Below are 24,088 nucleotides of genomic sequence, written 5' to 3'. Positions count from 1 at the left end.
CATCATATCGAAGTTTTTGTTACAATAAATTCTTTTATATCACTCAGTCAATTAAATTTCGCCCTGGGGAACCGGTTCCATATTCATATTATAATATCGTTTTCATAGCTTGTCAACATCTTCTTTTTCTTATATAGAAAAATATATCCAAGCACAAAATCGTGATTGGATATATAAAAAGCGATTCAATTTTTCTCCAAAAGACCATTAAAAATTACATCAAAATGTTGATTTATAAGCCTATCCTTTTGTTCTTTAGAAATATTTCCTTCGAGTATTAATCTTGATACAAGCCCATATGTAGCACTCCATATTATTTGTGCAGCAAGCTCCTTATCCATTTTTCTAAACTTACCTTTTTCAATGCACAATCCTATTAACTTGCTCAATCTTCCAATACTCTCTCTATCTTTTGAAATGCCCTTTTCTAGTATATTTACTTTATACTGAACTTCACTTATATTATTCATTAATATAGCCCTAAACTGTTCTGGATTCTCTAACATATATTCAATGTAAATCTTAAGTCCTTGGACAAGTGTTTTCTCTGGATTTTCTGCATCAACAGTAACTTCACTTAACTTACTTAACATATTATTGTATCCTCTTGTAACAATTTTATCCATTATTTCACCTTTGTCTTTAAAATAATGATAAATAATTCCCGGCGAATACTCAATTTTACTGGCTATTTTTCTTATAGATAAATTTTCATAGCCATCACTAATTAAAAGCTCCTCAGCAGCATCTATTATCCTTTTCTTTAGGTTTTCTATTTCCAATTTTCGTCTTTCTGCAATTCCCATTTTTTCCTCCATGAAAATTTTATCTTTCTTTAACTTTTACAGCCGTAAAGCACCCTATAGTTATAAATACAATATCTAAAACTGTTGTTAAAATCAAGTTCAAAACATTTACCTTAACTATAACTAACATAAAAAAATTAAAGAATATTAAATTCACTCCAAATATGACTGTTCCAAATATTATAGACATCATTATTTTACTTTTATTTGCTAAAGCTGGTTTTAAGCACTCAAAAATAAATCCTATACTACTTCCAGCTGCAACATTCCAAACAAATGTACTAGTTTGTGAATAGTTCACATTGAAAACTTTGTACTCAATTATCCTGCCAATTGTAAATACAAGTGTAATAATCATGATTCTTAATATAGATATTTTATTTGAACTATTTTTCGTATAGCTTGTTTCTTGCACCACAAATTTTCCTAAAAATGTACCCAATATTACTAAAGTTACACCATCAATGACTGGATAATATATCATATCCATAACTGAATTACTTGGCATTGGTTCCAAAAGATAAACTATCCACATAAGGGCAAAAAGTGATCCAAACTTAATGCCTCTTATTAGCTTTTTTCCACTCATTCCTTTTTGGGCAAATACAAATGTATAGGAAATAGCCATATATACAACTGTACCATAAATAATAAGTACAGGCAGTACGATCCCTTTTTTAGCAAGCATACTAGGCTCAAAATAACTTTTTTCTGTAGGTATTATTCCCTGTAAAATTCCACGCAGCATTATAGCAACAAAACTAATTAGCAGTATTTTAAAAAATTGTTTTTTTCTCATATTACTTTTCTATTAAATTAAATTTTTGTGCAAATTTATCAATATTTTCTTCTTCGTTCTTCATCATATCATCACTGCTTTTAGTTATCCTCTTAACAATAAATTTTTCAAAGAAATTCATTTTCTTAAATATAAACGCTCCACCAAAACACTCCTTTACAATGGATTTATTTAAAAGTGCTTCTGGAAACGCATTAAAGAATTCTTGCATTTTTTTCTCTTCACTCATACCACATAGAAATAATCCTATATTTTTGTCCTTTAATTTGTCTAGATTTTCCATGCAAAATTTCTGTATTTCCTTAAGTATTTGCCCCATATAAATTGGACTTCCTATAATAACATTATCATATTGATCTAATTTCACATCATTATTTTCTTTTAAATTAAATAACTCAACGTCTCCATTTAATTTTTGAGACAATTTTATAGAACAATCCTTAGTAAATTCATGTTTAGTAGAATAGATAATTACTGTCTTCATTTTATCACCCCATATAATTTTATTAAACTACCATACTTTATTGAACACTGTTTAATAAAATTATAGCAATAACCAATATTTATGTCAAAGTAGATTTTAGTATGAAAAATGCATTTGCCTTAAAAGTTTAAGCAACTTTCACATATTTTAATTTTCAATATGAACTCTTTTAATCCAATCAGTAACAAGTGTATTAAAAATCTTTTCCTGTTCAATTTGAAGATTGTGTCCAGCCATATCAATCACCGCAAAAGTTGCCCTTGGAAAATTCTCTAGTATACTCCACGCATCCTTATATCCAACAACCGAATCCTGTCTTCCAAGCAGCATAAGCGTTGGCCCATAAAATTTTTCACTTAAATTATCCACATTAAACGAAAAACTATACCCTGTTTCTTGAAGTCTCCTTAAAAATTTCTCATCTCCTAATTTAACACCTGACATTATTTCTTCATCATATCTTTTATATATATTTTCATTCTGTACTACTGATATTGAATTAAAATCATCATAAGCTTCTTCACTTATCTTAGACTTTAATTCATTGTCTTTAACTAATACTGTATGTTCTGGAACCGTCCTCTTTTTAAAATCTGCTATTATAGCTGGACAAACTAATAAAAGTCCACTAACCTTTTTAGGTATTTTATATAATACTCCTCTCACAAGATATCCACCATAAGATTCACCTGCAAGTAAAAACTTTTCACCAGATGTAACTTTATTTATAAATTCAACTAGAATATCAAGCATATCATCAGAACTTTTAATCCAGTCTGCACTCGTAGATTCACCCATTCCAGGTAAATCCACATATATCCTCTTATAACAGCTTTCTTTGGTAAATAGATTTTCCATAGATTTAAACATAACTCTATAATCAACAGAATAACCATGCACTATAACAATAGGCTTGCCTTCTCCAAACACCTTATAATTCAATAGTATATCCTTTATCTTAAGTTTCATTTTTATAACTCCTTTTACCTACAAATTTTCTAAAGCCCAATTAACGATATATTCAATAGCATTTTCATCATTTGAAACACTTACGTTATCACACATTTCTATAAGCTTTTTATTGCCATTTGCCACACAGAATCCATGTCCAGCTTTTGTTATAAGCTCACAATCATTCATGTTGTCACCAACAGAAATAACTTTACTAATATCTATATTCTCTTTTTTACAAAGCCTTTCTAGCGCAGCTCCCTTTGATAAGCCCGGAGCAATTATTTCAAGATAATTTTCTCCACTTCTAACCAAATTAACCTTTCCAAACAATTTTTCAAAGTTTTTCTCAAGATAGTCTTCCTTATCCTTTTCTCCTATTATAAGAACCTTTGACCAACTTTCCTTTAATACTTCTTCTGGAACACCATAAAAAACTTCGTATCCCCTTTTCTTAAATCTTTCAGTAAATCTACATGAACTATAAACATAAGTATTTTCGTTGCAGTAAACTTCTATTCCATATGAAGAATCATATTTATTAACTTCTTTTATGATATCCTTAACTCTATCTTCAAGAAACTTTTCAAATATTGTTTTATTATTATTAAAATCATATATTTTTGTGCCATTATAAAGTATCACAGGCAAATCCACTGGAAGATCTTTTATATATCTATAAGCTGACTCCATAGTTCTTCCAGTAGCTATAGTGAATTTTCCACCTAAACTTTGAAACTTTTTTATAGCTTCAATATTATTTTTTGAAATTTCTCTATTGCTATTAATTAAAGTATCATCCATATCTGATATTAAGGTCCATCCATCAAATCTCTTTTTCAAGTATTATCACCCTTTAGTAATTTTTTAGAATACTCTAATTATAACAGTTTGTACATAAACTAAACAATTCATGTTATTTTAGTACACGGCTAAAATCCAGTGATGAAAACGTACCAATAATTAAAATTCCCCAAACTATTGTAAGAAGTATTATTTCTATAGCAAATCTAATTTTATCCTTAGTACTTCCATAAGCATCTATTAATTTATTAAGTGCATACATATCTTTTTCCAGTATGCCATCAACTATCTTTTCATCATTTTCATTCATTTATTTCACCTCTTTATAAAACATGACCTTGTTAAATTTTAATTATATAGTAATAAAATTCTCTACTTTTTACAAAAACTACTCTCAATAGGTAATATTAAGCCTAATAAAATTATTAAAACCAAAATAATTGTCCATATAAACATGTTGATTTTTTCCTTTCTACCATACCTCCTTACACGTATATCCAACTTAATGTTATTTTTCTTAATACAATCTAAAAACTTTATATAATTGTCACTACCGCATATTTCTAACTTAATTTCCTCTCCCCTAACTGGTTTTATAGTAAATATAACTGTAATCTTATCCAGATTTCTACTTTCTATATAATCTACTTCATTAAAGCTAAAATGTTTTATTTTTAAAGCTTCATACGCATCATTTACTTCTATTCCAAAGATACCTTTATTAGTTAAAATAACTCCCGTTTTAGTAGGCCAGGAAGTCCACATAGCTCCTGCTGTAGCAGCCCATCCACCGCACATAGCCTGATACTCTCTAATCATATAGGTAGGTTCCCAGAATACGTATTTTACTTTTTCACCATCTTCAAACTGCTCTTCAACCTTTTCAAATGACTCCTCCATATTAACCCTTTTATACAGCATTTTTGTCTTCTTCTTCATTTTAGAAAGCACATCATCACTAAGCTTTGTAGTTTCATATTTTTTTATCTCTTCTTCACTAACTATCACATCATTGTAAGCTCTTAATATAGCTCTGTCTTCCATGAGCTACACCCCCCTACCTGAACTTAAGATTTTTTTTAATTTTTTCCTACCCCGGCTGAGCCTATTGTAAATAGAGATTGAAGTTAAATTCATTTCTTCAGCTATCTCTTCAATATCCTCGCCTTTTATATATCGCTTCACAAAAATTTCCTTGTCCCTTATTTTTAAATTATTTAAAAGCTTTTGTACTGACTCCTTATTTTCTTCTTTTAAATACTCCTCTTCAACATTTACTGACGAATCTATTTTAACTTTATCTAAATCAATATTTCTTTTAAGCTTTTTTAATTTCTTTTTATAAGTTAATGCTTTATTCTTAGAAATTACAATTATCCAGCACTTTAAATTTCCTCTCTCCTTAGAAAAACAATCCATATTTCTCCAAAGACACATTAATATATCATCGGTGCATTCCTCTATGCTTTCACTTTCATGACTTTCATTTAATACAGAAGCTGCCACATTGTGGATTATACCTCCATAAGCATCTATTAAATTATTAAGTGCATACATATCCTTTTTCAGTATGCCCTCAACTATCTTTTCATCATTTTGCTCCATCTCTTTCACCCCTTTATTAATCCCGATCTATAAAATGCACTGAAAATAATAAGTATCAAAAACATCAGAACAAATATTGTAATTATAATTCCTTGAATTTTTTCTTTTCTACTGGTACTTATCATCCTTATATCCAATTTAATATTGCTATTCTTAATAAAATCAATAAACTTTATGTGATTATCTTCATCATATAGCTCTATTTGAATTTTCTCTCCTTTTGTTGGTAGTATAGTAAGCACAGTAAAATCCTTGTGAAACTTCTTACTTTGTATATACTCTACTTCATTAAACTTAAAGTGCTTTATTTTTAGAGCCACATAAGCGTCATTTGCTTCTACTCCAAAAATACCTTTATTAGTTAAAATAATTCCAGTTTTAGTAGGCCAAGAAGTCCATGCCGCTCCTGACATTGAATAATATCCGCCGCATCCCATTTGACATTTCCTAACACCATAGGTTTCCGCCCAAAATACATATTTTACTTTTTCGCCATCTTCAAACTGCTTCTCAACCTTCCTAAATGATTCCTCCATACTAATTCTTTTATACAGCATTTTTGTCTTCTTCTTCATTTTAGAGAGCACATCATCACTAAGCTTTGTAGTTTCATATTTTTTTATCTCTTCTTCACTAACTACTACATCGTTAAAAGATTTAAGCTCTTCCCTATAATCCATTTATCTCGCCTCCTACCTTATGTTCAGTAAAATCACAATAATACATAATGTGGTGCTTTCACTATATATACTCATTGAAGTATTATTTTTTATCATAATTATAATTATAATTATTTTTTATATTTTTTGATAGAAAATCCATATTGAAGAAGTATATATAAATGAAACCAAACGTGAAACTTAATTTGTACTTGTACTAAAATGCTAGCTTCAAAGCATTTTGGTGCATGTATAAATTAATAGTTGAACTGGCTTTCATAGAAACCAAATGTGAAACTTAATTTACATCATCTTAAATTAAAATATATTATATTGGGGGAATTCAAAATGAAAAAGCAGAAAAATTCAATTATAATTTTAATATTAATCTTAATTCCAGTAACCTTAGCTGTGGTATACAATGTAAAGAAGTATACTAAGCCTGCTTCAAAGTGTATATTTTATAAAGTTGAAAAGAACGGAAAATATCTATATTTAGGTGGGACAATACATTTGGGAAAAGACGGTGAATCCATTAACTTTTCAAAATCGGTTGAAAATGCCTATAAAGAATCCTCTGCACTTGGTGTAGAAGTTAACCTTACAGATGCCAAAGCAATGACTAAGTATGGAAAAGCTTCAACTTATCCGAAAGGAGATAATTTATATAAACACATAAGCCCTGCAGCTAAAAATCACATAGAACCAATTATGAATAGACTTGGCTTAAAGCTTGATACTTACAAAAATGATAATCTTATATATGTTGCTTCCTTAATTACTGCTGAAGAGTTATCATATTCCCATATATCTGCTTCCAAAGGGATAGATTCTATTTTTATGTCAAGAGCAAAAGTAAGCAATAAAAAAATAATTCCCTTGGAAAGCATGTCTACTCAGCTTAAAATCGCAGCTATAGGCGGCGATACTTATCAAAATTGCACGCTTGAAACTATACCTTATGAAGATGATGTAAAAAAGCAATTTGATACTAGGTATAATGCAGTTATAAATGGTAATACATCATACTTTGACAAAATTGATTTGGGCAAAAATTCAAAAGATAAATTTAAAAGTGAATTGTACAACTTATCTATTTTACAAGTAAACAATGATATGTGTACCAAAATAGAAAACTATATAAAATCAGGTAAAAAGTACTTCATAGTAGTTGGCACGGAACATGTACTTGGTCCTGATGGTCTTATTAAAATGCTAAAAAGTAAAGGTTATAAAGTTACTAGATTATAACTAAAAAAGTTGTCCACAAGGTCATAAAGACTTTTGTGGACAACTTTTCTTTTTAATCATTTCAAGTACCTATACTTAATATTCTCATAAATTCTAATCAATTATTTTTCTTCTCTAAGTATCCTTTTTAGTTTATCTGGATAGTTTGTTATAATACCATCTACATTAAGCTTTATAAGCTCTCTCATGTATTTCTCTTCATTTACCGTATAAGTATTTATCATTAGCTTTTGGCTTCTAATTTCTTCTACTTTTTTATAATCCATGACTGATGGGAAAAATGGGTGAAGTGCATCAGCACCAACCCCTTTTACATATTTACCTGCATTATAAATAGTTGCAGCACACAATAATCCAGTTTTCATATTAGAATCAAGTTCTTTTACCTTCACCATGGAATAATGATTAAAAGAAGAGATTATAACATTTTTCTCTAGCCCATATTCATAAATTTTATCTATAGTTCCCTTCTCCAATCCTTCATAAGGTATTATGCTGTTTTTGAGTTCTAAATTTATAAGAATATTTTTATCTTTCACATAATCAAGAAACTCATCAAGGGTAGGTATCCTCTCCCCTGCATAATCCTCTCCAAATTTAATTCCAGCATCCAATTTAGAAAGTTCATCATATCTATATTTTGATATAAACCCCTTTTTATCAGTAGTTCTATCTACCTTTTCATCATGGCAAATAACAAGCACCCCATCAACCGTCATCTGTACATCTGTTTCAATTCCATCTGCACCTTCCTCTACAGCTTTTCTAAAGGCAAGCATTGTGTTCTCTGGATAAATTCCACTAAATCCCCTGTGTGCAATATTCAAAGTTTTTCCCATATTAAATATTCATCTCTTTCTTCTATTTATTTGAGTCATTATAATTTTTTATAGCTTCATTTATACTGCTTGCTGCATTTTTAATTGCTGCTTCTGGTGTTTCATTATTCTGAAGCATTTTTTCTATTTCCCCTTCTATGCTCTGTCTAGCTTCAGGGAATACAGCAAGTAAAGCTCCTTTTGCAGTTTTAGGCGATGCATGAAGTTGATCTATAGCTGTCTGGAATTGTGGATGAGTTTTTAGGTTATCCTTAAAAGTTTGAGTATCATATGCTTTTTTAGTTACAGGGAAATATCCTGTTTGAGTATTCCAGTAAGCCTGCTCATTAGTTGATACCATATACTTTATAAATTCCCATGCTGCTTTTTGTTTTGCTTTATCCTTGTTATCAAGTACCCATAATGATGCTCCACCTATAGACACTCCTCCATTTTTAACTCCATCAAGAGAAGGAAGTGGTGCAGTTCCGAGTTCAAATTTATTGCCAATAGACTTTAAATCAGAACCTAAATCAGCTGTTGATTCAATGTACATTGCAGTTTTTCCAGCTATAAACGCATTTTCAGTATCATCTTCATTTCTACCAAAATTCGCAGCATAACCACTGTCAACTAACTTCTTCCATTCATTTAAGAATTTAAGTCCAGCACCATTCTTATCAAATGCAACTGCTGTTGCTGCTTTTGTTCTACCATTTCCATTGTTAGCATAATCCTTGCCCTGCTTAACCATATACTGCTCAAAAAGCCAGCCGTATATAGCCATAGCATATCCATACTGAGTTACTTTACCAGAACCATCCTTTTTAGTTAAAGCTTTTGCATCTGCTTCTACCTCAGAGAATGTCTTTGGAGGATTATTAGGATCTAAGCCGGCTGCTTTAAATGCATCTTTATTATAATACAAAATTGGTGTAGATGAGTTAAAAGGCATAGAATAAAGTTTCTTATTAATTGTATAGTATCCAAGCAAATTAGGCTCAAGACTTGATGTATCATACTTATCTTCATCTATAAAATTCTGCACTGGAACAGCCCATTTGCTGTCAATCATAAATCTTGTACCTATATCATACACCTGCATAACATCCGGCGCACCGCTGCCTTTTTCTGCACTTTTAAGCTTATTAATTGCATCGTCATATTTTCCCTGAAATTGAGCGGTAACTTTAATATTTTTATGTGAAGCATTAAAATCATTAACCATTTTTGTTATAGCTTCTCCATTTTTTCCACCCATAGAATGCCAGAATGTAAGTTGTACAGTTTTGTTTGATGAAGCCTTGTCATCATTTTTACTGCTGCTACTTGCACATCCCGATAATAATGTTGCTACTACTGCACCTACTAATACTAAACTTATTAATTTTTTTCTCATGTTTTTCCCCCTTGAATAGAATTACAATTTTAGATTATTTTTAACCTTTTACTGAGCCCGCAGTCATACCTTCTATTAACTGCTTTTGTCCTATTATAAATATTAATATGGATGGCAATAAAACCATTATGATACCAGCCATTACTAAACCAAAAGATTGATTTTCAGAAAACTCAAGCATACTTATACCAATTTGAACAGTTCTCGAAGCTGGTTTACTTGTTACCAGTAGAGGCCACATATACTGATTCCACGTGGTAAGAAATATATAAACACCAAGTGAACCCACAGCAGGTTTTGAAATTGGCATAAGAATTCTCGTTAGGAACTTAAAATTGCTGCATCCATCTATTTTAGCAGCCTCATAAAGTTCCTTAGGCAGTGTTAAATAGTACTGTCTCATCATAAATATTCCCATAGCAGAAGTTAAATATGGTACTATCAAAGCTTTATAACTATCAAGCCATTTAAAAGAACTAATAGTTAAATAGTTTGATATCATTATGGTTTCACCGGGAATCATCATCGTAGCCAGAATAACAATAAATAGCACCTTTTTTCCCTTAAATTCTAAAAAGGAAAAAGCAAAGCCTGCCATGGAAGCTATTATGATTTGCATTACAGTTACAATAGAAGATACAATAAAACTATTCAATATGAATCTAAGTATAGGTGCCGTTTTTAATGCATTAATATAATTACCTAGATACAAACCTTTTGGTACAAGCTTTGGTGGATACGTAAATATCTCACTTGGTGACATGAAGCTCACTGAAAGTGCATATATAAGTGGAGCTATCATAAGTAAACCAAATATAATGTTTATAACGTAAAGCGCTGTCTTTTTCATTTTCTTATTCATATTCACTACATCTCCATATTCCTTATGAGTAAAAAACTTTCTTCTTTTCATATCTAAACTGAATCAAAGTTATAACAAGCATTATAAAAAATAGTATAATTGATTGTGCTGAAGCTAAACTAAATCTATTATTAAAAAAGGCGTTTCTATATATTGAATAAACTAAAACATTTGTAGTTTCTCCTGGTCCCCCCAGTGTCATTATGTTTATTTGTCCAAAGGTTTGAAATGCATCTATAACATCAATAACCAATACAAAAAACAATGTAGGTGATAAGCATGGCAATATAACATTTTTTAAAGTTTCAAAATAATTAGCCCCATCTATACATGCACTTTCGCATAATTCCTTAGGCACACTTTTAAGTCCTGCAGATATAAATATAAAATTCACACACATATTCATCCATACGGTGACAATTGCTACTGCAATCAAAGCAAAGTGTGGATCTGCAAGCCACTTTATTCTTAAATTGAATATATAATTTATAAATCCTATACTTGGATTAAAGAGCAGAAGCCAGATTATAGCAGCCGAAGCAGAAGATACTGCCATTGGAATTGCATACATAGTGCTGAAAACATTTCTGAATTTTAATTTGTTATTAACTAGTAGTGCTGTTATAAGTCCCAAAATTATTGATGGAATAGTTGTTAATGCCACAAACTTAAACGTTACAACTATGCTGTTTATAAAAGATGGTGATTTTAATAGCTCAATATAATTTGAAAGCCCTATAAAAGACCTTATTCTTCCCACAGCATCTGTGTTAAATAAACTTATATATATTGTTTTAATAAACGGGAAATAAGTAAATCCGATAAAAATAAACAGACATGGGAAAAGATAAATATACGGCTCTATTTTAGTTTTAAAATTTACTTTTGCATGTGATTTTCGAGCTTTAACATTTGTTTTTTCTATTGTTTTTACCATGTACATCCTCCATTTTCATATTTTTAATATGTCGCTTTTCATATACATGATATAACTGCAATATTAAGTAAACATTACCTGCTTGTTAAAAAAACTTTACCTTAGAATTTATTCTTACTTTATATATAATGTTCATATTTGATTTATGGGATTTAAATTTAACTCAAAGTGTAGTATCATATTCATTAAGATATACTTTATATAGGATTGTGTTAGTTTTCTAATATTATAGGAGGTAATTATATGGAAAAAATCGCAAGTTTTACAGTTAATCATTTGAAATTAAAGCCTGGAGTTTATGTTTCAAGAAAAGATAAATTTGGAGATGTAGTGTTAACTACTTTTGATATACGAATGACAAGCCCTAACGATGAACCCGTTATGAACACAGCTGAGGTTCACACTATTGAGCATTTAGGTGCAACCTTTTTGAGAAATCACAAAGCTTATGCTTCAAAAACAGTATACTTTGGACCAATGGGCTGCAGAACAGGCTTTTATTTGATTTTGCAGGGAAATTATGAATCAAAAGACATTGTTGATTTATTAAAAGAAATGTATCAATTCATAGCTAATTTTAAAGGTGATGTACCCGGCGCTGCTGCACGTGACTGCGGAAATTACTTAGATATGAATTTACCTATGGCTAACTACTGGGGCAAAAAATATTTAAATGAAGTACTTAATAATATTGGCGAAGATAGATTGATTTATCCGCAATAAAAAATTAAGAATGAACAGTATTTTGAAACATTAAATAAAACTCATAAGTCTAAGCCCCAAATTATAAAATTTCTAAGTCTTTTTATAATTTTGGGCAAGACTTATTGAATTTTATTTAAACCGTTTCCAAAATACTGTTCATTCTCATAAAATAAAAGCAATGTAAATTTTTCTCCGCTTCTCTACGAAAAATACCATAATATATTAAATAACTGATTAATGATTACCAATACATTAATCTACTTAAAGATGAAATAATATATATACCAAAATAACTTTACACAGTTCACACCTAAATTCCGTAGGCACGGAGGAATTTTTTCCTTGCTTTACCTTTTAAGCTAAGTAACAATGCTGAAGGAACGATTTAAAAAAAGTCCTAATAAATCTTGGTTCAAAATCTTAAAATACTTAGATATTTCAATTTGTCTGAGCTTCTTTTCAGCGAGTTATTGAAATATCTTAGTATTTTCATTATTTTTGATTTAGCATTATATAATCTTTTAATTCAGATTTTCGGGAGCGTCAGCGGAAGAAAATCCTCCTTGCATTTATTCTAAAGAGAAGTAACAGTATTTTAAGAACGATTTAAAAAAATTCTAATAAATCTTGATAAAAAATCTTAAAATACTTAGATATTTCAATTTGTCTGAGCATCTTCCCAACGAGTTATTGAAATATCTTAGTATTTTAAGATTTTTTATCTTAGATTTATAGAATTTTTTTAATGTTCTAAAATACTGTTACTTCTCTTCTTTCTTGAATTTTGATTTCACCGCTCGCTTTACAACATCAAAAAAACTTAATGAACGAACCATATGATCTGGATCAACGTATTCTCTAATAGCTCGAAGTACTTTTTTTGATTCTTTAGAGGCAAAAGAATATGTGCCATTTTTCTTAGTTTTTATGGCATATCGTGGAATCCATTTTCCTTTTAGCATTATGGACACAATGACATAGTCAACCTCTTCCCATGGAATTTGAATATACTTGCGGGCATCACGAGAACTATAAAACTCAAAACCTTTGTCTCCAATCATAATTTTACCGTAAGCTGTAATACCGGTAAAGGATGTTGCATCCATTACTAAATCCACTTTTGTATTAAGTGATTGAATCATACATTTTACCTCTTTCCTACTTATATGTATATTTATTTTCATTATATGGTTTTTATTCATTTATATCAAGCAGATGATGTTTGCACCTTTAAAATTAATGTTCTTTAATATTTGTAGTTTCTCATTATTAAAAAAAGCCAAGGCTAAGTAAAAATATTATATTAGCCTTGACTTAGTTAACAATATTACATTAAACCGATCACGTGGAAAACAACACCGATTATAAATAATCCAAGGATAATTACAATTGGAGATATTTTCTTCTTAAGTAACCACATACAAATAAATGTAATTACTAATCCAGCAAGTCCGGGAATCAATGAATCTAAATTACCTTGAAGCGTTGTAACTTTATTATCAGTTAATGACAAACCAGCTGCTTGCTGCAACAAAGCCTGTTTAATACCATTTGGTCCTGCAGGAAGTTTGCTCCAATCAATGTATGCACCCTTAGCGTACTTAACAGATGATACTACAGGTGTAAATTTAACAGATACCCACCTATTAACTAATGATCCTAAAATGAACATACCAAGGATGGATGCTCCTTTTGTAACTTCTTGTAATAAACCACCTGATAAATCATCAGTAATACGAGATCCTGCTTTATAACCAAACTCTTGTGTATACCACATAAATGACATACGAATAGCATTCCAAACAACGAAATATATAATTGGTCCGAGAATGTTACCAGTCAAAGCAAGTGAAGCAGCTAATGCTCCTAAAATTGGCTTAACGGTAAACCAGAATACTGGATCCCCAATACCTGCTAAAGGTCCCATCATACCAACTTTAACACCTTGAATGGTTACATCATCAATTGGTGCACCGTTCGCACGTTCCTCTTCCAATGCTAATGTTACACCAATGACTGGCGAAGCTAAGTATGGATGAGTATTAAAAAACTCCAAGTGACGTTTCAATGCAGCTACTCTATCTTCTTTAGTCTTATATAACTTTTTAATTGCTGGGATCAATGCAAAAGTCCAACCACCATTTTGCATTCTTTCGTAGTTCCATGAACCTTGAATGAAAGTTGAACGCCAACAAACAGAAATACGATCTTTTTTTGTTAATTTTACTTTCTTTTCCATAGTCTTATTCTCTCCTTTCTTAGTAGCGATCAATAATGTCGCCTATTGGATCACCAGTATTTGAGCCTCCACCATTACCAGAGCCGCCTTTTTTAGAAAGTGCTAAGTAAAGAAGAGCTATAGATACACCGATTACACCTAATCCAATAAGTGTAATTTGTGAAACAGTTGCTAAAACAAAACCAATTGCGAAGAATGGCCATACTTCTTTTGTAGCCATCATATTGATTACCATTGCATAACCAACAGCTACAACCATTCCACCACCTATTGCTAAACCATCTGATAACCAAGCCGGCATAGCTGCAAGCAATGAACGAATAGGACCAGCACCAATTGCTAAGATCAATACTGCTGGAATTACACAACGTAGAGCATGCATACAAATAGCAGTAATATGCCACATTTCAATTTTTCTCATATTTCCTTCTTCAGCAGCAGCATCCATAAGATGTATAATGAATACACCGATTGTACGGCAAATAGTTTGTAATAATAGCCCTGCAACTGCTAGTGGAACAGCAATTGCAACAGCTGAAGCAACACCTGCTTTACCTTGTCCTCCAAGAACTAAAATAATTGCGGATGCAACAGACGCTATTGCTGCATCTGGTGCTACAGCAGCACCAATATTTGCCCAACCTAAGGCAATCATTTCAAGACTACCACCTAAAATTAGGCATGGTATTAAATTACCTGTGACTAAGCCAATTAACGTGCAAGCAATTATTGGTTGGTGAAAATGGAATTCATCCAAAACGCCTTCAACACCGGCTAGAAACGCCACCAAAACGACTAATATCATTTGGATAATATTTAGACTCATGATTATTAATCCTCCATTTCTTTTAAATATTTAAATTATTTTAATTTATTTAATTCAGCTTGCGCTTTTTTTAGAATTTCGTCCATATTTTCTTTTGAATCATTTGGAACTTTACGAACATCAAAATTAAGTCCTGCCGCTTTAAGCTCATTGAATGTATCAATATCTTCTTGATTAAATGCAAGCACTTTGTTTGGCTGAACTTTACCTACAGAATGAGCCATAGAACCAACATTTATTGTCTTCAAAGGTACTCCACCTTTTACTGCTCTAAGTACATCTTCTGGATTTTCAAAAAGAAGTAATGCACGTTCTCCACCAAAATGTTTATCATCTTTTGCAAGTTTAATCATTTGATTAATTGGAACAACATGAGCTTTAACCCCTGGAGGAGCAGCCTGTTGAATTAATTTTTTACGAAGCTCATCCTTTGATACTGCATCTGACACGACAATAATTCGTGTAGGATTCGTAGTCTTTGACCAAGCAGTAGCTACTTGCCCATGAAGTAAACGTGAGTCTATACGAGCTAAAACATATTCAAATGATCCAGGTTTGCCCATACTATACTGTTGAGTAGAAGTTTTGCCTGTATCTTCTGGTTCTAACTCTTCAGGTCTAACTTTAACTCCTTCTTTAGCTGTTTTTAATATACTAGCTGCAATTTTCTGTGCGGATTCCATTGAAAGACGTGAAGCATAAGCTTCAATTACCATTGGTAGATTCATACCAGCTACAATTGCCCATTTATCTTTATGTTCTTCAAATAGACTGTTTACTTGGTTGAATGGTGTACCGCCCCAAAGATCAACTAAGAATAAAACTTCATCTTGGTTGTCAAAGGATTCAATTGCATTTTTTATCTTTGTTTTAATATCATCAGGACCTTCACTAGGCATCAATGTAACAGCTTGCACGTTTTCCTGTTTTCCAAAAATCATCGTACTAGATTGTAAGATGCCTTTAGCAAATTCTCCATGACTAGCAAGAATAATTCCTACCATTTTTATACCTCCTATTTTTTATTTGTTACAGAAAAATTTATATATAAGTTCTGAAGAACCTGTAACCACAAATAATAACTATAACAATATTAATTTTTATGTTACCTTTAAAAAAATAATTACTTTAAATCTTTTAACTTTGACATTAAGTCTACTTTTGAATCTGAAGCAACCTTTCTTATCTCTAATTCAATGCCCTTTTTATTTAATTTCTTGAAAGCTTCAATATCTGTATCATTTACTGATACTGTATTAGTTATTTGTTTTTTGCCTTCCTTAAAGGACATACCACCAATGTTTACACTTTTTATGTCTACTCCTCCCTCAATCATTCTCACAACATCAGTCGGATTAGTAAATAGCAGTAATATTTTGTCATCTATATATTTTAGATCATTATAAACTCTTATCGCTTTATCAATTCCTAAAACATTTGTTCTAATTCCAGGAGGTGCAACTTGTTCTAAAAGTATTTTTCTAATTGGATCCTTTTCTACATCATCATTACATACAATTATCCTTTGGCATTTTGTAGCTCTTGACCAAATTGTTGCTACCTGACCATGTATCAATCTGTCATCAATTCTTGCCAATACTATATTCATTATAAATTATCCTCCTCATCAATTACTGCTATTATCTAGTACTTATTTTAATGAGTAACCTCACAACTATATTAATGTTTTCGTTTTCATCTATGATTTCTACTAATAACATAAAAAAGGCTTATTTCAAGATTCATCTTTAGTATTCTACTTTTGTCATTCCAACCGCACTATTATATACAGCAACTATCATGCCAAAATAGTGTATTACTTTTTATTTTTTTGTTAAATCTTTTAAAACAGCCATTTCTTATTTTATAATTTTTTTTTTCTATTTTTTTAATGATACACTTCTATTGTAATTTCAATACTAATTTTTAATTTTCAGCAATAAAAAAGTGTATTGATGTGCAAGTGTATCAGTGTATTATTTTTTATTCCATTATTTCTGCTAAAAATAGTATTTCGTCTTCAGATAAAGTTATATTTATAGCTTTCTTAAATATTTTATTCGCTTCTTTTATGACCTTGACTTTGTGTTTATTTACCTTATCCTTTTCTCCTTTATATTCTAAGCCGTCCTTTATTACCATTCTCTCTAAAGCACAGCCAACATGAACCATTATTCTTATTTTGGTTGCATTGTTAAAGCTCACCTTTTCATTTTTTTCTAAAAAGCTTACAAACTGATATAATACACTTATTATTTTAGAAGGATTTAAATAAGTTAAAAATTGATTTAGGCTGTCTTCACATAAGTCCTTAACTACTGTATTTTCATTATTTTGTTTGATTTTAAAACTCTTTCGCTGTATTATACTCATTAAAATATTTTCACCATCACCACTAATTAATTCTTCAAGAGATATAAATGGTGCTTCAATTTTAGGATTTAAAACGCCCACGGAAGCTATTATATTATAGCTATTTTTTATTTTTACTATTTCTTTTTTCATACCATTTATACTTATTGGCAAAATATCAATTTCCTTTTCGCCAGTACTTTTAACAATTTTCTCCACAAGTTCTTTTAATTTTATTGCAGTTCCTTCCACTGTTGAGCATATCGTTATTATTGCCTTTTTCTTCTTTACATTTATAACTTTTTCTTCTTTCTCAACCTTTGAATATCCTTTAAATTGCTTAAGTGAATTGTACAAGGCATCCAAATCCATATCCAGAATATTAGCCTTTCTTACAGCTTCAAGTACTAGTGATGTAGTCACCATATCTATTGTCTTAACTTTAATATCCGTCTTTTCCATTATTATTGAATCAAAATTTGCAAGAGATCCCATATCAACTAGCAAAAGTATTCCTTTTCCCATATCAATTTCTCTAGCTTTTTCAATTATTTCATCAAGTATTTGCGTTGGATTTATTTCAAGCGGCATGTCAATTGCTTCTACTACTCCTTCTCCTAATAATTGCTTTGCAACATTTACCATACTGCTAGCCGTACTACTGCCATGAGCTGCAACTATTATTGCCACATGTGTATTGTTTTGTTCTTCTGTAATTGAACTAATTAAAATTGTCAAATATATCACTTCAATTTTAGGCACAACTACATTATATCTTTTTTCAAGCATTCCTTTAATTTCAACCGCAATGTTAAATTCTGTTCGCTTATCCTCTATTATTCCTTCTATATTAGTGTATTTCAAATCTCGATGATTACTTAATCTATTTAAAAAAGAACTTATATGGAGACTTAAAGCATATAAAAACCTATCACTTAGCTTCTTACCTGTTTTCTTTTCAATCATTATAACTACATCTTCTGAGAATTCTAATATATCTTCATTTACAATTTTCAATATTTTATTTCTATCATCATCATCATTTTTAACCTTATTATAGAAGGATTTAATATGAACATTGATATCTGTAGTTATAAAATTGTTTATATACTCATCGTCGGCGCCGCCCTCTTTTAATATTGCAGCTTTATCCTCTATTATTTTATAAAGATTAAAAGGTGGGTCATAAGGATCCTCATCAATTAGTACATTATGCCCCTCCGGTGTTATTACTAGCTGAGAATCAAGATAATCAGATATCTTTTCCATTTCTTTTCTCTTTCCACTTAAATAAAAAAGTCCATTTTTAATATCTGATGGTAACGATTTAAATGTAATATCAATATAATCCTTATTATTGATACTCTTTAAAAATGCTGTAGCACAAACTAACTGTATATTAGACTTCATCTGCCCAATATTTCCATAGGAAGTGCTTCCAATTATTGCTTTAACGGCCTCATCTTCTATTTTGATTACTTTATTTACTCTATGTGCTTCATTTGAAAATAAATATTTAATTAAGTCAACCTTATCTTGTACCGATCTTTTTTCAAAACTAGGGATAGTTATTACTATTGGTATTCTTCTAATAAATGTTTTCAATAATGATGAATTAGGATCTTCTGTAGTAGCTCCAATTATAAGTACAGATGATTTTCTATTTCTTTCAGTTTCTCCTAATCTGTTAAATTTACTTGTATCCATAAAGTAAAATAACATTTCTTGACCTTCTGGAGGAAGCCTGTGTATTTCATCTAGAAATAATATTCCACCATCAGCCTTCTCTACTATTCCAGCCTTATCACTGTCTGCCCCTGTATAGGCTCCTTTTATATGTCCAAATAAATGTGATATTAAAAGTTGTGGATTATTATAGTAATCTGCACAATTAAATACTACAAAAGGTGAACCTTCCCTTAATCTATTTACGTATTTTGCCTCATTGTACATCATATTTGCAAAAAGCGTCTTACCAACACCTGTTTGACCTACAATAAGAGTATGCAGTCCATTAGGTGGATATAATATTGCTGCTTTTGCCTGTTCAACTTGATTTCTAAGACTTCCCTTAGCTCCAATTAATCTGTCAAATGGAGATTTTTTTTCTGCTTTTTCTACCTTTTCTTCAGGAATCAAAATTTCATCTAAGGATTTTATTTCAATAGGTCCTTCTGGTAACTTTTTATTGATAAGCTTTTCAATACATACCTTATCAATATATAGTACGGGTCGGACTTTTATTTTTATTATCTTCCCTTGCCTTAACAGTTTATTAAGTTCCATACTTACATTGTTTCTTAATATGTCTAAATTCTTTGAAATTTCTTCGGAACTAAACCCACATTTCTGTCTCAGTGTATCAATGTCAAATTTATTGGTTTTTTCTAGAATATAATTATATATTTTTTCTATCCTTTTCAAAATTCCTACCCCCATATAATAATATTGATACACTTCTTTTTTCTGTATCAATGTTATTATAGGATTTATATTCCTACTTTTCAAGAATATCTTTTATAAATAAACTACATTAAAATCTTTATCCTTTATTTCCTTCTCCGTAATATGTTCATCAAGATGCATACAATAAACCTTATTTCTAAATTCAAGTGGTACTATTTTGCAAAGCTTGCTTAATGATAAGTGATTATTCCCTTCATAGTCCAATCCACATGTATCTTGATAAATTCTATAAATCTCTCCATTCATAATCATGTTAATAATATCGCCACTTATATTATTTGCATCTCCACTATAGTAGAATGACTTCTCATATAATTTCATTATAAATCCATATGCTGGTATTGTATTAACATGAGAAACAGGCAAAAATTCTATATTAAACTTTCCTAGTGATATATCATTAATACCTACTATTTTAGAGCTATTAAGTTTATACATTTCAGTACTTACACCTATACTAGCTAAAAATCCTTCAATAAGTTCTTTGTCAGGAAAGAAAATAGTTGGTATATGCTTCAAAATATAGTATGAATAAAATATTAATTCTCCAAGGCTTCCAACATGATCAGGATGTGTATGAGTTATAATAATATATAAATTTTCAACGCAATCAAGTAAATTTAATTCTTGCAATCTATGAAACACAGTACCTCCACAATCAATAACAAGTAAGCTATTATTATTCTTTACAAAAGCACTTGTATTACCAAGTTTTGTATTAAAAGCACTGCCTATTCCCGTAAATTTAATCATTTTTGTCCTCCAATTGTTAAATATTAAGCTACTACTTATTTAGCATCAACTATCCATATTTTAATTTTTTGTATCTTTTTAACTAAAACATGCAAGTTATTCAAATGTAATTACCATATATGAATCTTTTGTTTTACTAACCACCTCTCTGATTAGTTTTTCCTTTGTTTCTTCATCTATTACTTCTTTAGCAGGCTTCTCCCATTCTTTTATAGCTTTCTTAACTGCAACGAAACCTCCTATAATCATTTCACCTGGAATTTTTACTGTTTTCCCATTCATCTCCACTTTAATATATGAACGTGTTCCTGTTATTTTTACCATAATACACCTACCTTCTAAAAATTACTTATGCAGTAGGAATTCTAATATCCAATGGAAAAATTTTTATTAAAGACCGTTTTCAACCCTACCTTTTAATATTTTGCATACTATAATATCAGCTCTTTTCCTTAGACTATGTTTTACTTTTTAAAGTCTAATTAACAATCTCCTATCTTTTTATATAAAGGCATACAAAAAGCCATACCTTCCATAAATCATAGGAGTGTATGACTTTTAATTTATATAGTATACTATTTATTTACAACATTAATTGGAGTTCCATTAACAAACTGCTTTAAATTATTAACAGCTATATCCATGAGCCTCTGCCTTGCTTCACTAGTCGCCCATGAAATATGAGGAGTTATTATGCAGTTTTCAGCCTTCAAAAGTGGGCTATTTGCACTTATAGGTTCAGAAGTAACAACATCAACTGCTGCTGCATAAACTTTTTTACTTTGAAGTGCTTCATATAAATCCTGCTCGTTTATGAGCCCTCCCCTTGCTGTGTTTATTATAATTACGCCGTCCTTCATTTTCTTAATGTTATCTTTATTTATCATTTCCTTGTTTTCTGCTTTTAATGGACAGTGAAGTGAAATAACATCTGCTTCACGTAAAAGAGTATCTAAATCTGCAAATTTCATATTTTCCGTTTCAAACTTCTTGTCCGGATGAGGTGTATTTACAAGTACCTTCATTCCAAGAGCTTCACAAGCTTTATGCATAGCCTTCCCTATACTTCCGTAACCAACAAGTCCTATAGTTTTATTTGCTACTTCAATTACTGGATAATTCCAATATGAAAAGTCCGCACAATTTTGCCAGTCACCTTTTTTTACAGACATATTATGATCTCCCATGTGACCACATACTTCAAGTAAAAGTCCTATAGACATTTGAACTACAGATGCCGTACTGTAAGCAGGAATATTTGTTACTAATATTCCTTTTTCTTTTGCAGCCTCTAAATCAACAACATTATATCCTGTAGCCAAAACACCTATATACTTTAATTTAGGAAGATTTTCAATTACATTTCTTGATATAATGGTTTTATTAGTTAGAATAGCATCGGCATCTTTAGATCTTTCTATAATTTTTGCTTCTTCTTTTCCTGTATAATCTGTTCTTTCATATACAGTTAAATCCCCAAGTTTTTCAAAACCTTCCCAAGACATATCTCCTGGATTTAATACATATCCATCCAAAACTACTGTTTTCATTACAACTCCTCCTTAAACTCTAGCCCATGCATTATTGAGTACTTTCTTTGCATTTGCTATCACAAGATCAGGGTCTTCATCACCATAAGGTTTAATCTCAAAACTTATTATAGGTGGATTTTCCTTATTTATAAATCCTATGAACTTCAAAACTTTAAGATATTCTGTAAGCTCCTCAACATCACACTCACTATTGGGAAAGCCAAATCTAGGATGCTGATCTCCATATGCAGGAAATTTAGGGTCCTTTATTACACAGTTTCCCATATGGGCATGAAGTATATACTCTCTTACTGGAAGTATTGATTCCTCTATAGTTTCATGAAGCTGAGGTATATGACTCAAATCAACAATAAGTCCAAAATTATCATACTGTTTAGTCATCTCTTTTGCGAACCTTTTTGCTAAAGCAGCAGGTCCTATCAAAGATTTCTTGTCCACATCATAATCAAAAACCTCAAGAAGTACTTTCATATCGCCTTTTTCCTTTGCATAACTGCACAGCTCTTTTGTAGATTTAACAAGAGCTTCAAATGCCTCTTCCTTTTTATCTTCTTTATATTGTCCACTTAAAAAAGCGAAACTTTTAGAATTCATTTCATATGCTTCGTCAATTCCATCTTTAAGTGTTTTAAGTGCTTCAAATCTTTTTTCTTCATCAATATCATTTATGTTTAATCCAGTTGTCAAAAGCCTTGGCTGTGCACCATATGCAACTGAAAGATTGGAGGTTTCTAACATTTTCTTTGCTTCTTTTCTTACATTATCATCCTTTATCCATGAGATTTCAACAGCATCAAAATAATCATCCATGGCTATTTTCTTAAGTGTCTCAAGTATAGGTCCTTCTCCCTTACCGCATTCAGGATATGCCATGAAATGAATTAAGCCAACCTTCATATACTTGTGTATTGATTCATTCATAATAAGCCCCTCTTTTCATTAACACTTTTGAAATTATTATAACACATAAAATTAAATCCTTGTGCACTTTAAAAGTTTAAATAACTTCACTTCTGAAATTCCGTAGGTACGAAGAAATTTTTTCCTTGCCTTACCCCTAAAGGAAAGTAACAGTGCTGAAGGAACGATTTAAAAAAATTCTAATAAATCTTGAAGAAAAAATCATAAAATTATCCTTCTTCACTTTAAATAAGCACTCTCTATATTATTAGAGTGCTTATATTTAGGTAACCCTTAATATTAATAAATTAGAATTGTTAGTCGTAAACATTAAGATAGCCTATATTTTATAAAGAAGGATAATTATCATTCTTGGGGTTTGGGTGAAATTCCATTATCCTTCTTTACAAGATATAATATATCTTTATATTTACAGTAATATATTAACTATTATCGGTAATACAATACGACCCAAACCCCACGTATGATAAGATTCATAGAATTTTTTTAATGTTACATAGAACTGTTACTTCACAACTATCTTGTCATTTTTAATTATTTCCCTGTTGTCTTTTCCTTGCGGTACAGTTCTTACAATATTGAATTCCGCTGGAGCATCCGTATTATTTTGGAGAGTATGAACTGCTCTTCCCATTCTAACTACCATGCCTTTAGTAATAATTCTGCTGCATTCTTTTCCATCCTCTATCCACTTTAAACATATCTCACCGCTTGTCATTATGAGAGCTTCATCTATTTTCTGATGCCTATGCCACTCTTGAATGGAGTGAGGAGGTATTTTATTTAAATGTATTTCATACTCGTCAAAAATAAAGTAATCAACCTCTGTACCGTTTGGTTTCTTTACTGATATAGAATCTTCATTTGTATATATTTTTAGACTAGACATAAAACATAC

Annotated in this window: 26 protein-coding genes; 2 read left to right on the top strand and 24 right to left on the bottom strand. The window is 30.6% G+C overall.

Translation table 11 applies throughout. The features are described 5' to 3' along the window. Nucleotides 1-185: 185 nt before the first annotated feature. The 9 genes from BEE63_RS13890 to BEE63_RS13850 all read right to left on the bottom strand — a co-directional run bounded on the left by BEE63_RS13890 (nt 186) and on the right by BEE63_RS13850 (nt 6,129). Nucleotides 186-806 carry a TetR/AcrR family transcriptional regulator gene (locus tag BEE63_RS13890; protein WP_066021956.1) on the bottom strand — a complete coding sequence of 207 codons (621 nt, stop codon included), beginning with the start codon at nt 804-806 and terminating at the stop codon, nt 186-188. 19 nt (nt 807-825) lie between these two features. Beyond that, complete coding sequence (locus BEE63_RS13885; protein ID WP_066021955.1) at nt 826-1,605, bottom strand: hypothetical protein; 780 nt, start codon at nt 1,603-1,605, stop codon at nt 826-828. A 1-nt stretch (nt 1,606) separates the two neighbouring features. Further along, nucleotides 1,607-2,089, bottom strand: a complete 483-nt coding sequence (locus BEE63_RS13880; RefSeq protein WP_066021954.1) for a flavodoxin domain-containing protein — start codon at nt 2,087-2,089, stop codon at nt 1,607-1,609. A 147-nt stretch (nt 2,090-2,236) separates the two neighbouring features. Beyond that, the gene (locus BEE63_RS13875; protein WP_066021953.1) at nt 2,237-3,058 is read right to left on the bottom strand and encodes an alpha/beta fold hydrolase; all 822 of its coding nucleotides are present in this window, start codon (nt 3,056-3,058) and stop codon (nt 2,237-2,239) included. Nucleotides 3,059-3,076: 18 nt separating this feature from the next. Further along, on the bottom strand, nt 3,077-3,883 hold the full coding sequence (locus BEE63_RS13870; RefSeq protein WP_066021952.1) for a Cof-type HAD-IIB family hydrolase: 807 nt from the start codon (nt 3,881-3,883) through the stop codon (nt 3,077-3,079). 73 nt (nt 3,884-3,956) lie between these two features. Beyond that, nucleotides 3,957-4,154, bottom strand: coding sequence for a hypothetical protein (locus BEE63_RS13865; protein ID WP_066021951.1), 198 nt, complete (start codon nt 4,152-4,154; stop codon nt 3,957-3,959). Nucleotides 4,155-4,216: 62 nt separating this feature from the next. Next, nucleotides 4,217-4,888 (bottom strand): hypothetical protein, encoded by a 672-nt coding sequence (locus BEE63_RS13860; RefSeq protein WP_066021950.1) that lies wholly within the window; start codon nt 4,886-4,888, stop codon nt 4,217-4,219. A 3-nt stretch (nt 4,889-4,891) separates the two neighbouring features. Continuing rightward, nucleotides 4,892-5,449: a sigma-70 family RNA polymerase sigma factor gene (locus tag BEE63_RS13855; protein ID WP_066021949.1), complete on the bottom strand. Its 558-nt coding sequence runs from the start codon at nt 5,447-5,449 to the stop codon at nt 4,892-4,894. A 5-nt stretch (nt 5,450-5,454) separates the two neighbouring features. Next, nucleotides 5,455-6,129: a hypothetical protein gene (locus BEE63_RS13850; RefSeq protein WP_066021948.1), complete on the bottom strand. Its 675-nt coding sequence runs from the start codon at nt 6,127-6,129 to the stop codon at nt 5,455-5,457. A 327-nt stretch (nt 6,130-6,456) separates the two neighbouring features. Between BEE63_RS13850 and BEE63_RS13845 the strand changes: the two genes are divergently transcribed. Continuing rightward, nucleotides 6,457-7,359, top strand: a complete 903-nt coding sequence (locus tag BEE63_RS13845) for a TraB/GumN family protein (RefSeq protein ID WP_066021947.1) — start codon at nt 6,457-6,459, stop codon at nt 7,357-7,359. 101 nt (nt 7,360-7,460) lie between these two features. On the opposite strand, the gene BEE63_RS13840 is transcribed toward BEE63_RS13845, so the two are convergent. From BEE63_RS13840 to BEE63_RS13825, 4 genes are read right to left on the bottom strand one after another with little or no spacing between them, the layout of a single operon-like run. Next, complete coding sequence (locus BEE63_RS13840) at nt 7,461-8,198, bottom strand: glycerophosphodiester phosphodiesterase (RefSeq protein ID WP_066021946.1); 738 nt, start codon at nt 8,196-8,198, stop codon at nt 7,461-7,463. A gap of 22 nt (nt 8,199-8,220) precedes the next feature. Continuing rightward, entirely contained in the window at nt 8,221-9,576 is a 1,356-nt protein-coding gene (locus BEE63_RS13835) for an ABC transporter substrate-binding protein (RefSeq protein WP_066021945.1), read from the bottom strand. Between the two features lie 40 nt (nt 9,577-9,616). Further along, nucleotides 9,617-10,438: a carbohydrate ABC transporter permease gene (locus tag BEE63_RS13830; RefSeq protein ID WP_066023240.1), complete on the bottom strand. Its 822-nt coding sequence runs from the start codon at nt 10,436-10,438 to the stop codon at nt 9,617-9,619. Nucleotides 10,439-10,460: 22 nt separating this feature from the next. Further along, the gene (locus BEE63_RS13825; RefSeq protein ID WP_066021944.1) at nt 10,461-11,375 is read right to left on the bottom strand and encodes a carbohydrate ABC transporter permease; all 915 of its coding nucleotides are present in this window, start codon (nt 11,373-11,375) and stop codon (nt 10,461-10,463) included. A gap of 243 nt (nt 11,376-11,618) precedes the next feature. On the opposite strand from BEE63_RS13825, the gene BEE63_RS13820 reads away from it, so the two are divergent. After that, complete coding sequence (locus BEE63_RS13820; RefSeq protein ID WP_066021943.1) at nt 11,619-12,098, top strand: S-ribosylhomocysteine lyase; 480 nt, start codon at nt 11,619-11,621, stop codon at nt 12,096-12,098. 743 nt (nt 12,099-12,841) lie between these two features. Here BEE63_RS13820 and BEE63_RS13815 read toward each other — a convergent pair. The 11 genes from BEE63_RS13815 to BEE63_RS13765 form a co-directional block, all read right to left on the bottom strand. Further along, nucleotides 12,842-13,222, bottom strand: coding sequence for a DUF956 family protein (locus tag BEE63_RS13815; protein WP_066021942.1), 381 nt, complete (start codon nt 13,220-13,222; stop codon nt 12,842-12,844). Between the two features lie 185 nt (nt 13,223-13,407). Then, nucleotides 13,408-14,319, bottom strand: a complete 912-nt coding sequence (locus tag BEE63_RS13810) for a PTS system mannose/fructose/sorbose family transporter subunit IID (RefSeq protein ID WP_066021941.1) — start codon at nt 14,317-14,319, stop codon at nt 13,408-13,410. A gap of 19 nt (nt 14,320-14,338) precedes the next feature. Then, nucleotides 14,339-15,145, bottom strand: a complete 807-nt coding sequence (locus BEE63_RS13805; protein WP_066021940.1) for a PTS mannose/fructose/sorbose transporter subunit IIC — start codon at nt 15,143-15,145, stop codon at nt 14,339-14,341. A 35-nt stretch (nt 15,146-15,180) separates the two neighbouring features. After that, nucleotides 15,181-16,149, bottom strand: a complete 969-nt coding sequence (locus tag BEE63_RS13800; protein ID WP_066021939.1) for a mannose/fructose/sorbose PTS transporter subunit IIA — start codon at nt 16,147-16,149, stop codon at nt 15,181-15,183. 119 nt (nt 16,150-16,268) lie between these two features. Beyond that, on the bottom strand, nt 16,269-16,754 hold the full coding sequence (locus BEE63_RS13795) for a mannose/fructose/sorbose PTS transporter subunit IIB (protein WP_066021938.1): 486 nt from the start codon (nt 16,752-16,754) through the stop codon (nt 16,269-16,271). Between the two features lie 374 nt (nt 16,755-17,128). Then, on the bottom strand, nt 17,129-19,921 hold the full coding sequence (locus tag BEE63_RS13790) for a sigma 54-interacting transcriptional regulator (protein ID WP_066021937.1): 2,793 nt from the start codon (nt 19,919-19,921) through the stop codon (nt 17,129-17,131). A gap of 93 nt (nt 19,922-20,014) precedes the next feature. Then, nucleotides 20,015-20,716, bottom strand: a complete 702-nt coding sequence (locus BEE63_RS13785) for an MBL fold metallo-hydrolase (RefSeq protein WP_066021936.1) — start codon at nt 20,714-20,716, stop codon at nt 20,015-20,017. A gap of 96 nt (nt 20,717-20,812) precedes the next feature. Next, nucleotides 20,813-21,040 (bottom strand): Imm74 family immunity protein, encoded by a 228-nt coding sequence (locus BEE63_RS13780; RefSeq protein WP_066021935.1) that lies wholly within the window; start codon nt 21,038-21,040, stop codon nt 20,813-20,815. A 251-nt stretch (nt 21,041-21,291) separates the two neighbouring features. Then, nucleotides 21,292-22,266 carry a D-2-hydroxyacid dehydrogenase gene (locus BEE63_RS13775; RefSeq protein WP_066021934.1) on the bottom strand — a complete coding sequence of 325 codons (975 nt, stop codon included), beginning with the start codon at nt 22,264-22,266 and terminating at the stop codon, nt 21,292-21,294. Between the two features lie 12 nt (nt 22,267-22,278). Further along, nucleotides 22,279-23,190 carry a sugar phosphate isomerase/epimerase family protein gene (locus BEE63_RS13770; protein WP_066021933.1) on the bottom strand — a complete coding sequence of 304 codons (912 nt, stop codon included), beginning with the start codon at nt 23,188-23,190 and terminating at the stop codon, nt 22,279-22,281. Nucleotides 23,191-23,695: 505 nt separating this feature from the next. Further along, nucleotides 23,696-24,079, bottom strand: a complete 384-nt coding sequence (locus BEE63_RS13765; RefSeq protein ID WP_066021932.1) for a cupin domain-containing protein — start codon at nt 24,077-24,079, stop codon at nt 23,696-23,698. Between the last annotated feature and the right edge of the window lie 9 nt (nt 24,080-24,088).

The sequence above is a fragment of the Clostridium pasteurianum genome (genome assembly GCF_001705235.1).
Classification (GTDB): Bacteria; Bacillota; Clostridia; order Clostridiales; family Clostridiaceae; genus Clostridium_S; species Clostridium_S pasteurianum_A.
Note: the sequence above shows the minus strand (reverse complement) of the source record. Positions and strands in the feature narration are given on the sequence as shown.

Coding starts and splice junctions, on each gene's coding strand:
- BEE63_RS13890 (WP_066021956.1), bottom strand. CDS start 806: ATGGGAATTGCAGAAAGACGAAAATTGGAAATAGAAAACCTAAAGAAA.
- BEE63_RS13885 (WP_066021955.1), bottom strand. CDS start 1,605: ATGAGAAAAAAACAATTTTTTAAAATACTGCTAATTAGTTTTGTTGCT.
- BEE63_RS13880 (WP_066021954.1), bottom strand. CDS start 2,089: ATGAAGACAGTAATTATCTATTCTACTAAACATGAATTTACTAAGGAT.
- BEE63_RS13875 (WP_066021953.1), bottom strand. CDS start 3,058: ATGAAACTTAAGATAAAGGATATACTATTGAATTATAAGGTGTTTGGA.
- BEE63_RS13865 (WP_066021951.1), bottom strand. CDS start 4,154: ATGAATGAAAATGATGAAAAGATAGTTGATGGCATACTGGAAAAAGAT.
- BEE63_RS13860 (WP_066021950.1), bottom strand. CDS start 4,888: ATGGAAGACAGAGCTATATTAAGAGCTTACAATGATGTGATAGTTAGT.
- BEE63_RS13855 (WP_066021949.1), bottom strand. CDS start 5,449: ATGGAGCAAAATGATGAAAAGATAGTTGAGGGCATACTGAAAAAGGAT.
- BEE63_RS13850 (WP_066021948.1), bottom strand. CDS start 6,129: ATGGATTATAGGGAAGAGCTTAAATCTTTTAACGATGTAGTAGTTAGT.
- BEE63_RS13845 (WP_066021947.1), top strand. CDS start 6,457: ATGAAAAAGCAGAAAAATTCAATTATAATTTTAATATTAATCTTAATT.
- BEE63_RS13840 (WP_066021946.1), bottom strand. CDS start 8,198: ATGGGAAAAACTTTGAATATTGCACACAGGGGATTTAGTGGAATTTAT.
- BEE63_RS13835 (WP_066021945.1), bottom strand. CDS start 9,576: ATGAGAAAAAAATTAATAAGTTTAGTATTAGTAGGTGCAGTAGTAGCA.
- BEE63_RS13830 (WP_066023240.1), bottom strand. CDS start 10,438: ATGAATAAGAAAATGAAAAAGACAGCGCTTTACGTTATAAACATTATA.
- BEE63_RS13825 (WP_066021944.1), bottom strand. CDS start 11,375: ATGGTAAAAACAATAGAAAAAACAAATGTTAAAGCTCGAAAATCACAT.
- BEE63_RS13820 (WP_066021943.1), top strand. CDS start 11,619: ATGGAAAAAATCGCAAGTTTTACAGTTAATCATTTGAAATTAAAGCCT.
- BEE63_RS13815 (WP_066021942.1), bottom strand. CDS start 13,222: ATGATTCAATCACTTAATACAAAAGTGGATTTAGTAATGGATGCAACA.
- BEE63_RS13810 (WP_066021941.1), bottom strand. CDS start 14,319: ATGGAAAAGAAAGTAAAATTAACAAAAAAAGATCGTATTTCTGTTTGT.
- BEE63_RS13805 (WP_066021940.1), bottom strand. CDS start 15,145: ATGAGTCTAAATATTATCCAAATGATATTAGTCGTTTTGGTGGCGTTT.
- BEE63_RS13800 (WP_066021939.1), bottom strand. CDS start 16,149: ATGGTAGGAATTATTCTTGCTAGTCATGGAGAATTTGCTAAAGGCATC.
- BEE63_RS13795 (WP_066021938.1), bottom strand. CDS start 16,754: ATGAATATAGTATTGGCAAGAATTGATGACAGATTGATACATGGTCAG.
- BEE63_RS13785 (WP_066021936.1), bottom strand. CDS start 20,716: ATGATTAAATTTACGGGAATAGGCAGTGCTTTTAATACAAAACTTGGT.
- BEE63_RS13780 (WP_066021935.1), bottom strand. CDS start 21,040: ATGGTAAAAATAACAGGAACACGTTCATATATTAAAGTGGAGATGAAT.
- BEE63_RS13775 (WP_066021934.1), bottom strand. CDS start 22,266: ATGAAAACAGTAGTTTTGGATGGATATGTATTAAATCCAGGAGATATG.
- BEE63_RS13770 (WP_066021933.1), bottom strand. CDS start 23,190: ATGAATGAATCAATACACAAGTATATGAAGGTTGGCTTAATTCATTTC.
- BEE63_RS13765 (WP_066021932.1), bottom strand. CDS start 24,079: ATGTCTAGTCTAAAAATATATACAAATGAAGATTCTATATCAGTAAAG.